Here is a 13,037-nt window from a genome sequence, read left to right as displayed (position 1 = left end):
AGATAAATCGACACCCTTTCGCTCGCCCGGGTCGAGGCGCAGACTGGTTAGGTCCGCCTTGCTAGCCCTGTCGCCCAGCGGGCGAGCAAGATGGAGTCGCCTGTCGCTCCCATCCGATCAGAAGGAGACGGATTCGTGTCCACGGTGAACAGCTTCGGTGCCCAGAGCACCCTGACGGTCGGCAGCACCGACTACGAGATCTTCCGCATCGACACCGTGCCCGGTTTCGAGAAGCTTCCCTTCAGTCTCAAGGTGCTCCTGGAGAACCTGCTGCGCACCGAGGACGGCGCGAACGTCACCAAGGCGCAGATCGAGGCGCTGGGCAGCTGGGACCCGTCGGCGGAGCCGGACACGGAGATCCAGTTCACGCCGGCCCGCGTGGTCATGCAGGACTTCACCGGCGTCCCCTGCATCGTCGACCTCGCCACCATGCGCGAGGCCGTGACGGCCCTGGGCGGCGACCCGAGCAAGATCAACCCGCTCTCGCCGGCCGAGATGGTGATCGACCACTCCGTGATCGCGGACCTCTTCGGGCGCCCGGACGCGATCGAGCGCAACGTCGAGATCGAGTACGAGCGCAACGGCGAGCGGTACCAGTTCCTCCGTTGGGGCCAGACGGCCTTCGACGACTTCAAGGTGGTCCCCCCGGGCACGGGCATCGTGCACCAGGTGAACATCGAGCACCTGGCGAAGGTCATCTACGACCGCTCCGTGAACGGCGTCCTCCGTGCCTACCCCGACACCTGCGTCGGCACCGACTCGCACACGACGATGGTCAACGGCCTGGGCGTGCTCGGCTGGGGCGTCGGCGGCATCGAGGCCGAGGCGGCGATGCTCGGCCAGCCCGTCTCCATGCTCATCCCGCGCGTGGTCGGCTTCAAGCTGACCGGCGAGATCCCGGCGGGCGTCACGGCCACCGACGTCGTCCTCACGATCACCGACATGCTGCGCAAGCACGGCGTCGTCGGCAAGTTCGTCGAGTTCTACGGCGAGGGCGTGGCCTCCGTCCCGCTCGCGAACCGCGCGACCATCGGTAACATGTCGCCGGAGTTCGGCTCGACCGCGGCGATCTTCCCCATCGACGACGTCACGCTCGACTACCTGCGCCTGACCGGCCGCGAGGAGCAGGCGGTCGCGCTCGTCGAGGCGTACGCCAAGGAGCAGAAGCTCTGGCACGACCCCGCCAACGAGCCGCAGTACAGCGAGTACCTCGAGCTGGACCTCGGAACCGTCGTGCCCTCGATCGCCGGCCCGAAGCGTCCGCAGGACCGCATCCTGCTGTCCGAGGCGAAGTCCCAGTTCGAGAAGGACATCGTCAACTACGCCACGCCGTCCACGTCGGAGGACATCGTCGACGCGGACGCACTGGGCACCTTCCCCGCCTCCGACCCGGGCGCGGTGCCGGGCGATGAGCACACCCACACGGGCGAGGTGCTGATCTCCAGCGGGTCGCCGCACGTGGCGTCCAAGCCGGTGAAGGTGAAGACTCCGGACGGGCAGAAGTACCTGCTGGACAACGGTGCGGTCACGCTCGCGGCGATCACGTCCTGCACGAACACCTCCAACCCGTCGGTGATGATCGCCGCGGGCCTGCTCGCCCGCAAGGCGCTCGAGAAGGGCCTGAAGCAGAAGCCCTGGGTCAAGACCACGCTCGGCCCCGGTTCGAAGGTCGTGACCGACTACTACGAGAAGTCCGGCCTGGACAAGGACCTCGAGGGTCTCGGGTTCTACACCGTCGGCTACGGCTGCACGATCTGCATCGGAAACTCCGGCCCGCTGATCGAGGAGGTGTCCGCGGCGATCAACGAGCACGACCTCGCCGTCACGGCCGTCCTCTCCGGCAACCGCAACTTCGAGGGGCGCATCAGCCCCGACGTCAAGATGAACTACCTGGCCTCGCCGCCGCTGGTGGTCGCCTACGCCCTGGCCGGATCCATGAACTTCGACTTCGAGTCGGACCCGCTGGGCACCGACGCGGACGGGAACGACGTCTTCCTCAAGGACATCTGGCCCGCCCCCGAGGAGGTCCAGGAGATCATCGATTCGTCGATCTCGCGCGACCAGTTCATCAAGCAGTACGCCACCGTCTTCGACGGGGACGAGCGCTGGACGAGCCTTCCCACCCCGACGGGCCCGATCTTCGAGTGGGACGCGGACTCGACCTACGTCCGCAAGGCCCCCTACTTCGACGGCATGGAGCGCACGCCGGCACCGGTCACGGACATCACGGGCGCCCGCGTGCTCGCGACGCTCGGCGACTCGGTGACGACCGACCACATCAGCCCCGCCGGCAACATCAAGGCCGGCACCCCGGCCGCGCAGTATCTCACCGAGCACGGCGTGGCGCAGAAGGACTTCAACTCGTACGGCTCGCGCCGCGGCAACCACGAGGTGATGATCCGGGGCACCTTCGCGAACATCCGCCTGAAGAACGCTCTGGTCAAGGCCGTCAACGACGGACAGCAGATCGAGGGCGGCTTCACCCGCGACTTCACCCAGCCGGGCGGTCCGCAGGCGTACATCTTCGACGCCTCGCAGAACTACCAGGCGCAGGGCACGCCGCTGGTGATCTTCGGCGGCAAGGAGTACGGCTCGGGATCGTCGCGCGACTGGGCGGCCAAGGGCACGAACCTCCTCGGCGTGAAGGCGGTCATCACCGAGAGCTTCGAGCGCATCCACCGGTCGAACCTCATCGGCATGGGCGTCGTCCCGCTGCAGTTCCCGGCCGGCGAGTCGTGGGAGTCCCTCGGCCTCGACGGCACCGAGATCGTGTCGATCTCGGGCCTGGAGCAGCTCAACGAGGGCGTGACGCCGAAGACCGTCAAGGTCACGGCCGAGCCGAGCGAGTTCTCGCCCGAGGGGAAGCAGACGATCGAGTTCGACGCGGTCGTGCGGATCGACACCCCCGGTGAGGCCGACTACTACCGCAACGGCGGCATCCTCCAGTACGTGCTGCGTTCGCTGGTCTGAGCCGCGAGGACACAGGGACCCCCGAGAGCCGAGACTCTCGGGGGTCCTTCCGTGTTCTTCGGGGGTGTCGCTTCTGCGCGTGCTTTTCCTGTTTGTGGCGTACTCGTGTACCGATCTCGGTCACGCCGTAGCTCGTGTGGTAACCTCTCGTTACTACATCCCCCACGCCTCTCCACGATGCGCACTTGGGGGATTTTCTTTGCCCACTGCCAAGGACGATCGCCGGATGCCCAAACCGCCCCGCGCACCCCGTCTGCGCGGGACGCACCATTACGACAAACCCGCGATGACGCTGGACCAGCTCGTCAACCGACTGACCGAGCGTGGCATGGTGATCCCGGATCGCGACCGGGCTCTTCGCTACCTCCGGCACATCGGCTACTACCGGCTCTCGCCCTACGCGATCCCGTTTCAGATGAGCCGACCGGATCACCTGTTTCACGAAGGTACATCGTTCGACGACGTCCTCGACCTGTATGTATTCGACCGAGCCCTCCGGCTGTTGGTGATCGACGCGCTGGAGCGCGTCGAAGTCGCGGTCAGGGCAGCGCTCACCGACCATATGTCGACGGCGTACGACAATCCGTTCTGGTATGTGGACCCCGGCCATTTCCACCACCTTGGCCGACACGGGGGCCTTCTTAAGATCGTTCGGGATACTTCGGACACGCGGCTGCTAGCGGTCGCCGAGCCGGTCGATGTCGTGGAAGGCGATACGGGGGAGTCGGGCACGGGGCGGAGAAACGCGGCGGTGATCCACAGGTCAGCGCTCGAGCACTATCTCACCACTTACGGGACTCCGGAGATGCCGCCTTCGTGGTTGATGGTCGAAACCCTCACGATCGGGCAGATCACCAACCTGTACCGGAACCTGAAGCGACGGTCGGATCGGACCGCGGTCGCCTCGTGCCTGGGCTTGACGAGCCCTGTCCTCGAGTCGTGGCTGCAGACTTACGTCCGGGTCCGAAACATCTGTGCGCATCACGGCCGACTCTGGAACGTGGGCCTCGGTGTGTATCCAATGATCCCCACTTCTCCGTCAATCGCGTGGCTGCGCACACCTGAGGCGTTGCCGAAACGCTCGCTCAGACGGCTCTATCCGGTGCTCGTTTCCCTCCAGGCGATCATGCGCACCGTCTCGCCGCACAGTAGCTGGGCTGGGCGGCTGCATGAGCTGATCGGCACGCGCCCAGCTATGAACCTCGCCGGCATGGGGGTGCCGCCAGAATGGGCACAGGACGATTTCTGGCGCCGCCCCGAGGTGTAGATCATCGGGAACCGTGCAGCGAGACCTCAGGCGGTCTCGGGTCCGACGTAGCGGGACGACGGCCGCAGGATCTTGCCGTCGCCGGCCTGTTCGACCGCGTGCGCGCCCCAGCCGATGATCCGCGCCGCGGCGAACGTCGGGGTGAACAGCTCACGGGGGATCCCGCACGCCTCCATGACGACGGCCGCGTACAGCTCGACGTTGGTGCGCAGCGAGCGCCCGGGCTTGAGCTCCTCGAGGACCCGGATGACGGTCCGCTCCACGGCCACGGCGAGATCGACCCGGGATCCGGCCAACCCGTCGGCGCGCAACGCGAGCGCGACCTCCCGCAGCAGCCGGGATCTCGGATCCTCGGTGCGGTAGACGGCATGCCCGAAACCCATGATCCGTTCGCCGCGGAGGACGCGCTCGCGCACCCAGGCGTCGGCGTGATCCGGATCCCGCACGTCGTCGAGCATCTCCAGCGCGCGGGCGGGCGCGCCGCCGTGCAGCGGGCCCGAGAGCGCGCCGAGGGCCCCGCCCACGCAGGACGCGAGGTCGGCGCCGGTCGAGGCGATCACACGCGCGGTGAACGTGGAGGCGTTGAAACCGTGGTCGATCGCCGCCGTGAGGTACGTCGCGAGCGCGCGGGACAGACGGGGGTCGGGCCTCTCGCCGGTGAGCATGCGGAGATAGTCCGTCACCGGATCCATCGACGGGTCGGGCAGGACGGGAGCGAGGCCGGCGCCGAGGCGGTGCTGGGCGGCGACGAGCGTGGGAGCGACCGCGGCGATCCGCAGGGCGTCGTCGATCCGGCCGTCCGGATCCTCGTCGTAGAGGGCAGGTCTGCCGTCCGCGGCCGTGACCAGCGCGATGCCGGTCCGCAGTAATGCCATGGGGTCCAGGCCGCTCCCGGCAAGCGCAGCGAGGCCCTCGGCGGCCTCCGTGGGCAGGGTGCGCAGGGCGCCGATCCGCCGGCGGAACGCGGCCCTGGCGGCGTCGTCGGGCAGCGGCGCGCCGAGGGCGACAAGGTGCCAGGCGTCCTCGAAGCGCGCATCGGCTGCGAGCTCCGGTCCGGAGACCCCGCGGTAATGGAAGGTCCCCTCGGCGCCCCGGACGTCACCGATCGCCGTCTCCGCGACCACGACGTTCGTGAGGCCGCGGGGCACCTCGATGGGGCGGTCGTCATCGCGTTCCACGGTCATGGCCATGCGTCGGCTCCTCTGCTCCTTCCCGTCGCCGGACGCGACGGGATCGCTTTCACGATCCGACATGGACGGCGCTATCGTCAATGTTGATCGAATCAATGGGAGCGAGATGGACCGACTCACGGCCGCACAGGCCGCCGCCCGGCTCGGGGTGAGGACCGAGACGCTCTACGCCTATGTCTCGCGCGGGCTCATCTCCCGAGAACGCGACGGCCGTGGATCCTCCTTCGACGTCCTGGAGGTCGAGCGCTTCGCCCGGTCGCGGCGACGCCAGCCCGAGGCCGGCCGCGGTCCGGCACCCGCAGCCGGTTCGGACGGCAGCCCGCTCGGCGTCATCGACACGGACGTCGCACTGATCGACGACGGCGAGCTCTGGTACCGGGGGATCCCGGTGACCGACCTCGTGTTCGGCGCGGGAGACGTCGACGGCGCGGGTCTCGGCCGGTTCGACGCCGTGGTGCGCTGGCTCCTGGACGAGACGGCGCGACCGGACCCGGACGCCGAGCCGCTGCCGTCGCCCGGGACGGTGTCGTACGCGCGCCGCGCTCTCGACGTGCTTCCCTCCGAGGCACCGGCGTTCAGCCGCCTGCTCAGCGCCGTCTCCGCGCTGGCGGCCACGGATCCGGAGCGGTTCGATCTCGCGCCGCCGACGGTCGCCCGCGTCGCCGTCCGCCTGATCGGGGGCCTGACCGACGCGCTGCCGCTGCTCGGCCCGGCGCCGGCCCCGCACGAGCCGATCGCCCGCCGTCTCTGGCCCCGCCTGACCGCTGTGGCCGCGGCGTCGGATCGGGTCGCCGTCCTCGACGCCGCGCTCGTCCTGCTGGTGGATCACGACATGGCGGCATCGACCGTGGCGGCCCGGGCCGCCGCGTCGGCGCGGGCCCATCCGTACGCGGTCGTGGCGGCGGGGCTGGGAGCGCTCGACTCCGCTCTGCACGGGGCGGTGAGCGGCGAGGCGGTCCGGATGCTCCGCGAGGTGGCCGCAGGCGCGGAACCGGCCGCGGCCGTCGGAGCGGCGGCTCGGCGCGGCGGATCCGGCGTCCCGGGCTTCGGGCAGCCCCTGTATCCCGACGGGGATCCCCGTGCCCGCACCCTCCTGTCGGCCCTGGACGAGCTTTCCGACCCCGTTGTGGTCCGGGCGCGAGAGGCGGCCGAGAGCGTCTCCGGTCTCGTCCGCAGCCGGACCGGCCTGCGACCGTCGATCGATTTCGCACTGGCCACGATGATGCTCGCCTGGGACATGCCCGATGACGCAGGCGAGACCGTCTTCGCGATCGCGCGTTCCGCGGGCTGGTGCGTGCACGCCCTGGACGAGTACGGGCGGACGCCTCTGCGGCTGCGGCCGCGGGGCCGGTACACGGGCCCGGATCCGGCGGATGTCCAGCAGGCGGTGAGCAGGGCTCGGTAGTCTGGGACGATGCGGTGCACGCCACACAGGCGGCGCCGGACAAGCTCGCAGGAGGCAGGCACGGTGGCGATTCTCCCCGGGATCTCAGGTCCGCGCGATCTCGACGACCTCTCTCCGGGTCAGCTCAAAGAGCTGGCGGCGGAGATCCGCGCCTTCCTCATCGAGAACGTGGCCCGCACGGGCGGGCATCTCGGGCCGAACCTCGGCGTCGTGGAGCTCACGATCGCACTGCACCGCGTGTTCTCCTCGCCGGATGACCCGATCATCTTCGACACCGGGCATCAGTCCTACGTGCACAAGCTGCTCACCGGGCGCCAGGACTTCTCCGGTCTGCGCTCCCGCGGCGGTCTGGCGGGCTATCCGCAGCGCTCGGAGAGCCCGCACGACGTCGTGGAGTCCTCGCACGCGTCGAGCTCGTTGAGCTGGGCGGACGGCGTCTCCCGTGCGCTCACGGCGACCGGACGTGCCGACCGTCATGTGGTCGCCGTCGTCGGCGACGGCGCCCTGACCGGTGGCATGACCTGGGAGGCCCTCAACAACATCACCGACGACAACGACCGGAACCTCGTCATCGTCGTGAACGACAACGGCCGCTCCTACGCGCCGACCATCGGCGGGATGTCGCGCTACCTCAACCGGGTGCGGACGGCGGGCGCCTACCGCGACCTGCACCGGAAGTCGGACCGGCTGTTCCGGGCCTTCGGACCGTTCGGCCGCGCCCTCTTCCGCGGCGTCCGAGGCGGAACCCACGGGTTCCTGGCGAGATTCGTCAACAACGAGGCGCTGTACTCGAACCTGGACATCAAGTACCTCGGCCCCGTGGACGGTCATGACATCGAGGCGCTCACCGAGACGCTGGAGATGGCGAAGCAGTTCGGCGCACCCGTGATCGTGCACACGATCACGGAGAAGGGGCGCGGCTACCAGCCCGCTCTCGACGACGAGGCCGATCAGTTCCACTCCGTCGGCAAGATCGACCCGAAGACGGGCGGTGCGCTCGGCGGGTCCGGCGGGCGCAGCTGGACCGACGTGTTCTCGGACGCGCTCGTGGACGTCGGCGCCCGCGAGCCGAACGTCATCGCGATGACGGCGGCCATGCTCCGGCCGACGGGCCTCGCCCCGTTCGCGGAACGCTTCCCCGACCGCGTGTACGACGTGGGCATCGCCGAGCAGCACGCCGTCGCGTCCGCGGCCGGTCTCGCGTACGGCGGGCTGCACCCCGTGGTCGCCGTGTACGCCACGTTCATGGGACGCGCGTTCGATCAGGTGCTGATGGACGTGGGACTGCACCGTGCCGGCGTGACCTTCGTCCTCGACCGTGCCGGCGTGACAGGACCCGACGGTCCCAGCCACCACGGCATCTGGGACCTCGCGATGCTGCAGATCGTCCCGAGCATCCGGATCGCGGCCCCTCGCGACGCCGTGCGCCTGCGGGAAGCGCTCGACGAAGCCGTCCGCGTCGACGACGCGCCCACCGTGATCCGGTTCCCGAAGGGCGCGGCCACCGAGGAGATCCCCGCGATCGAGCGTCGCGCCGACGGCACGGACGTGCTGTTCCGGGGTGAGGCCGAGGACGTCCTGATCGTGGGCATCGGCCCCTTCGCCGCCCTGGGGCTCGACGTGGCGCACCGCTTGCGCGCCCAGGGGATCGGCGCCACGGTGGTGGACCCGCGGTGGGCCATCCCGGTGCAGCCGTCTGTGATCGAGCTGGCCGCGCGACACCGCCTCGTGATCACGCTCGAGGACGGCATCCGGGTGGGCGGCATCGGCACGCGTGTGCGACAGGTGCTGCGAGAGGCGGGAGTGGACACGGCGGTGGACGAGCTCGGTGTGCCGGACGAGTTCATCGATCACGCCTCGCGCGAACAGATCCTCGAGGCGGCGGGCCTCACGGCGCCGAAGATCGCCCAGGACGTCGTGGCCCAGGTCCTCGGCAAGCGGATCCCCGTGGCCCGTCAGACCGGCGAGACCGGCGCGATCGACCTCCCGCTCCACGAGGCCCGGTGAGCCCGCCGTTCGGCGCGGTCCGTCGCGCCGCCGAGACGGGACCGATGCGTGATCCCGCCTTCGATCAGGCGATGTACCAGGTGCGCTTCGAGTGGGGCGCCGCGGGGCTCGACCGGCTCGCACCGGCGGACGTCGTGGTGGTCCTCGACGTGCTGAGGTTCACGACGACCGTGACGGTCCGGGCCGAGCGTTCCGAGACGACGCCGCTGCACGATGCCCCCTCAATCAACGGCGCCCCGGTGGCGGCCGCCGCGGCGACCGTGCCCGGCGCCCTGGTCCTCGCCGGCAGCCTCCGAAACGCCGACGCCGTCGCGGAGGCGATCCTGCGCGAACAGGTGCGGCGGGACCGGCGAACGAGCGTCGCCGTGATCGCCGCCGGCGAGGCGATCGCGTCGGGCGACCCGCGTCTGCGCTTCGCCGTGGAGGACCAGCTGGGCGCGGGTGCGGTCATCGACGCGCTGATCCGACGCGGGATCGACCATGTGTCGCCAGAGGCGATGCTCACCGCGGAGTCGTTCCGAAGCCTGCGCGGGGCGTTGCGGCACCTCGTGAGCGCGAGCGGCTCGGCTCGCCACCTCCGTGCGCGGCCCGAGCAGTACCCGGACGCCGAGACGGACATCCGTCTGGCCGCCGAGCTCGACGCGAGTACGGTCGTGGCGGAGCTCCGGGGCGGCGTGTTCACCCCGCGGGTGCTTCGGGACACGCCGCAGCGCTGATGAGGGGCGTGCCCGCGCCGTGCACGGGGGCACGCGGAAGGGCCGCCTCCGAGGAGACGGCCCTTCCGCGTCACGGCGCGGGTCAGCGGCTCGCGATGCCGCGGATCGGGGGCGTGTGGAAGGTCCCGCCGAACGCGCGCTCCGAGGCGCCCTCGCGGTCGAGGTACGGCGATGCGCCGCCGTCGATGAACGGCCACCCGGCGCCGAGGATGAGGCACAGGTCGATGTCCTCCACCTCGGGGACGACGCCCTCGTCCAGCATGAGGCGGATCTCCTGGGCGAGGCCGTCCTGGACGCGGCGCAGGATCTCCTCCGAGGAGGCCGGGGACGACCCGGCCGCCTCCTTCACGACCTTCTCCGCCGCCTTCGTGAAGCCGGTCACGCGACCGCCCTTGTCCTTCTCGACGACCTCGGGCAGCTCGGCGAGCGCGTGGAAGTTGTCGTTCGCGTAGAAGCGCTCCGGGAAGGCGCGGACCATCGTGTCCTGCACGTGCGCCGCGACCTTCCAGCCGACGAGGTCGATGAGCTGGAACGGACCCATCGGAAGCCCCAGCGGCGAGAACGCCTTCTCGACCTCCGCCACCGGCGTGCCCTCGTAGACGGCGCGCGCGGCCTCACCCATCACCTTGGCGAGCAGGCGGTTGACCACGAAGCCGGGGGCGTCGGCGGTGAGGACCGCGTTCTTGCCCAGGCCCTTGGCGACGACGAAGGCGGTCGACAGCGCCGCGTCCGTGGTGTGCGGGGTCTTCACGATCTCGATCAACGGCATCACCGCGACCGGGTTGAAGAAGTGGAACCCGACCAGACGCTCCGGGTGGGCGAGCTTCGCGCCGATCTCCTCGACGGAGAGCGACGAGGTGTTGGTCGCGAGGATGGCGTCCTCGGCGACGATCCGCTCGATCTCGCCGAACACCTGCTGCTTGACGCCGACCTCCTCGAAGACCGCCTCGATGACGAAGTCGCAGTCCGCGTAGAGGCTCTTGTCCGTGGTGCCGGTGACCAGCCCACGCAGCTTGTTCGCCGTGTCGGCGTCGAGGCGCCCCTTCGCCTCGAGCTTGCCGATCTCCTCGTGGATGGAGGCGACGCCCTTGTCGACGCGGGCCTGATCCAGGTCGGTGATGAGCACGGGCACCTGGAGCCGGCGCACGAACAGCAGGGCGAACTGGCTCGCCATGAGCCCGGCGCCGATGATGCCGACCTTCGTGACCTTCTTCGCGAGCTCCTTGTCGGGCGCGCCGACCGGTCGCTTCGCCCGCTTCTGGACGAGGTCGAACGCGTACATCGACGCGGCGAACTGGTCGCCGGTCACGAGATCGGCGAGCGCCTCGTCCTCACGGGCGAAGCCTTCTTCCCTCGTGCCGCTCTTGGCCTTGTCGAGCAGGTCGAGGGCCACATACGGGGACTTCGGCACGGTGCCGATCTTGGACTCGAGCATGCCGCGCGCCATCTTGATGGCGATCGGCCACTTGGTGAGGCGCTCGATCTTGCCCGGTTCGTTCTTGCGCTCGACCTTCTTGCCGCCGAGGACGGCGTCCGCCCAGCGGAGCGAGTCCTCGAGGTAGTTCGCGGCCGGGAAGATGGCGTCGAAGATGCCCAGCTCGAACGCCTGCTGCGGCTTCAGCATGCGGTTCTGCTTGAGCGGATTGGAGATGACGACCTCGAGCGCGTTCTCGATGCCGATGAGGTTCGGCAGGAGGTAGGCGCCGCCCCAGCCGGGGATGATCCCGAGGAAGACCTCGGGCAGCGCCAGCGCCGCGGCGGAGGCGTCCACCGTGCGGTAGGTGGAGTTGAGCGCGATCTCCATGCCGCCGCCCAGCGCGAGGCCGTTGACGAAGGCGAACGACGGCACGCCCAGCTCCGACAGCGAGCCGAGAACCTTGTGGCCGAGCTGCGCGATGAGCCGGGCGTTGTCGCGAGAGCCGACCCGACTGATGTCGGACAGGTCGGCGCCGGCGGCGAGGATGTACTGCTTGCCGGTGATGCCGACCGCCTGGATCTCGCCGGCGGCCGCCCGTGCCTTGAGCCCGGCGAGCGTCTCGCCGAGCTCGGTCAGGGTGGCGGGGCCCAGCGTGTTCGGGCGGGTGTGGTCGCGGCCGTTGTCCAGGGTGATCAGCGCGAGCACCTTCCCGGAGGGGAGGCGCACGTCGCGCACGGGGGAGTGCGTGACCACCTCGCCCTCGGTCAGGGCCTGGATGGGGGAGAAGTCGATGGCGTCGTAGTTCGTCATTCCGGTGTCCCTCACTTGCGCTTCTTGCCGTCGTAGAACGGGTTCTCCCAGATGACCGAACCGCCCTGGCCGAGGCCCACGCACATGGCGGTGAGACCGTACCGGACGTCGGGCCGCTCGGCGAACTGCGCGGCGAGCTGGATCATCAGGCGCACGCCCGAGGCCGCGAGCGGGTGACCCAGCGCGATCGCCCCGCCCCACGGGTTGACGCGGGGGTCGTCGTCGGCGATGCCGAAGTGGTCCAACAGCGAGATGACCTGGATCGCGAACGCCTCGTTGAGCTCGAACAGACCGATGTCGTCGATCGTGAGACCGGCCTTCTTCAGCGCCTTCTCGGTCGACGGGATGGGGCCGATGCCCATGATCTCCGGCTGCACGCCGGCGAACGCGAACGAGACCATCCGCATCTTCGGCGAAAGGCCGAACTCCTTCACCGCGCCGCCGCCGGCGAGCAGCGACATCGTCGCACCGTCCGTGAGCGGGGAGGAGGTGCCGGCGGTGACGCGTCCGTGCGGGCGGAACGGCGTCTTGAGACCCGCGAGGTCCTCCATGGTCGTCTGCGGGCGGCGGCCCTCGTCCTCGGTCGCGAGACCCCAGGCGCCGTCGGCGCCCTTGACGGCCACGGGCACGAGGTCCGGCTGGATCTTGCCCGCGTCGTAGGCGGCCTGCACCTTGTGCTGGCTGAGCATGCCGAAGCGGTCCGAGCGCTCCTTGGTGAGGTGCGGGAATCGGTCGAAGATCCGCTCCGCCGTCACGCCCATGTTGAGCGCGCCCGGGTCCACCATCTTCTCCGCGACGAAGCGCGGGTTGGGGTCGGCGTTGCTGCCGATGGGATGGCGCCCCATGTGCTCGACCCCGCCGGCGATCGCCAGGTCGTACATGCCGACGCCGATCGACGCGCCCATGGTGGTGACGCTCGTCATGGCTCCGGCGCACATCCGCTCGACCGCGAGACCGGGCACGGTCTGCGGAAGGCCTGCCAGGATCGCGACGGAGCGTCCGAGGGTGAGCCCCTGGTCTCCGGTCTGGGACGTGGCGGCGATCGCCACGTCGTCGATGCGGTCCAGCGGGACCCCGCCGTTGCGCTCCATCAGTCCGATCGTCGCCTTGACCGCCAGGTCGTCCGCGCGGGTGTTCCAGTACATGCCTTTCTCGCCGGCGCGCCCGAAGGGGGTGCGCACTCCATCGACGAAGAAGACGTCCGAGATCTCGGCCACTCTGCCTCCAGTTATCAGGGTTGTCCCCAGCCTAGGAG

At 69.9% G+C, this 13,037-nt stretch carries 8 protein-coding genes; 5 read left to right on the top strand and 3 right to left on the bottom strand.

Translation table 11 applies throughout. The features are described from left to right. The first annotated feature begins 90 nt into the window (after positions 1–90). Positions 91–2,970 carry an aconitate hydratase gene (locus tag V6R91_RS18050; protein ID WP_174522545.1) on the top strand — a complete coding sequence of 960 codons (2,880 nt, stop codon included), beginning with the start codon at positions 91–93 and terminating at the stop codon, positions 2,968–2,970. A gap of 286 nt (positions 2,971–3,256) precedes the next feature. Further along, the gene (locus tag V6R91_RS18045) at positions 3,257–4,237 is read left to right on the top strand and encodes an Abi family protein (protein ID WP_336396305.1); all 981 of its coding nucleotides are present in this window, start codon (positions 3,257–3,259) and stop codon (positions 4,235–4,237) included. A 26-nt stretch (positions 4,238–4,263) separates the two neighbouring features. Here the strand turns inward: V6R91_RS18045 and V6R91_RS18040 are convergent, their stop codons facing one another. Further along, positions 4,264–5,427 carry a citrate/2-methylcitrate synthase gene (locus tag V6R91_RS18040; RefSeq protein WP_336396304.1) on the bottom strand — a complete coding sequence of 388 codons (1,164 nt, stop codon included), beginning with the start codon at positions 5,425–5,427 and terminating at the stop codon, positions 4,264–4,266. 106 nt (positions 5,428–5,533) lie between these two features. On the opposite strand from V6R91_RS18040, the gene V6R91_RS18035 reads away from it, so the two are divergent. The 3 genes from V6R91_RS18035 (at position 5,534) to V6R91_RS18025 (ending at position 9,555) form a co-directional block, all read left to right on the top strand. Continuing rightward, positions 5,534–6,832: a citrate synthase gene (locus V6R91_RS18035; protein ID WP_336396303.1), complete on the top strand. Its 1,299-nt coding sequence runs from the start codon at positions 5,534–5,536 to the stop codon at positions 6,830–6,832. A 63-nt stretch (positions 6,833–6,895) separates the two neighbouring features. Beyond that, positions 6,896–8,839: a 1-deoxy-D-xylulose-5-phosphate synthase gene (dxs, locus tag V6R91_RS18030; RefSeq protein ID WP_271061996.1), complete on the top strand. Its 1,944-nt coding sequence runs from the start codon at positions 6,896–6,898 to the stop codon at positions 8,837–8,839. Positions 8,840–8,883: 44 nt separating this feature from the next. After that, positions 8,884–9,555 carry a 2-phosphosulfolactate phosphatase gene (locus tag V6R91_RS18025; protein ID WP_271061995.1) on the top strand — a complete coding sequence of 224 codons (672 nt, stop codon included), beginning with the start codon at positions 8,884–8,886 and terminating at the stop codon, positions 9,553–9,555. Between the two features lie 82 nt (positions 9,556–9,637). Here the strand turns inward: V6R91_RS18025 and V6R91_RS18020 are convergent, their stop codons facing one another. Together V6R91_RS18020 and V6R91_RS18015 are read right to left on the bottom strand one after the other, a co-directional pair. Beyond that, complete coding sequence (locus tag V6R91_RS18020) at positions 9,638–11,782, bottom strand: 3-hydroxyacyl-CoA dehydrogenase NAD-binding domain-containing protein (RefSeq protein ID WP_336396376.1); 2,145 nt, start codon at positions 11,780–11,782, stop codon at positions 9,638–9,640. Between the two features lie 11 nt (positions 11,783–11,793). Beyond that, a complete protein-coding gene (locus V6R91_RS18015; protein WP_067250325.1) occupies positions 11,794–12,999 on the bottom strand; it encodes a thiolase family protein in 1,206 nt (401 codons plus the stop codon). Positions 13,000–13,037: the final 38 nt, after the last annotated feature.

Source organism: Microbacterium sp. CCNWLW41 (assembly GCF_037083505.1).
The sequence above is the reverse complement of the archived record's forward strand: the minus strand, read 5'-3'. Positions and strand labels throughout refer to the sequence as shown.

Excerpts from the sequence above, each read along its gene's own strand:
- V6R91_RS18050 (WP_174522545.1), top strand. The coding sequence starts at position 91 with ATGGAGTCGCCTGTCGCTCCCATCCGATCAGAAGGAGACGGATTCGTG.
- V6R91_RS18020 (WP_336396376.1), bottom strand. The coding sequence starts at position 11,782 with ATGACGAACTACGACGCCATCGACTTCTCCCCCATCCAGGCCCTGACC.
- V6R91_RS18035 (WP_336396303.1), top strand. The coding sequence starts at position 5,534 with ATGGACCGACTCACGGCCGCACAGGCCGCCGCCCGGCTCGGGGTGAGG.
- V6R91_RS18025 (WP_271061995.1), top strand. The coding sequence starts at position 8,884 with ATGCGTGATCCCGCCTTCGATCAGGCGATGTACCAGGTGCGCTTCGAG.
- V6R91_RS18040 (WP_336396304.1), bottom strand. The coding sequence starts at position 5,427 with ATGGCCATGACCGTGGAACGCGATGACGACCGCCCCATCGAGGTGCCC.
- V6R91_RS18045 (WP_336396305.1), top strand. The coding sequence starts at position 3,257 with ATGACGCTGGACCAGCTCGTCAACCGACTGACCGAGCGTGGCATGGTG.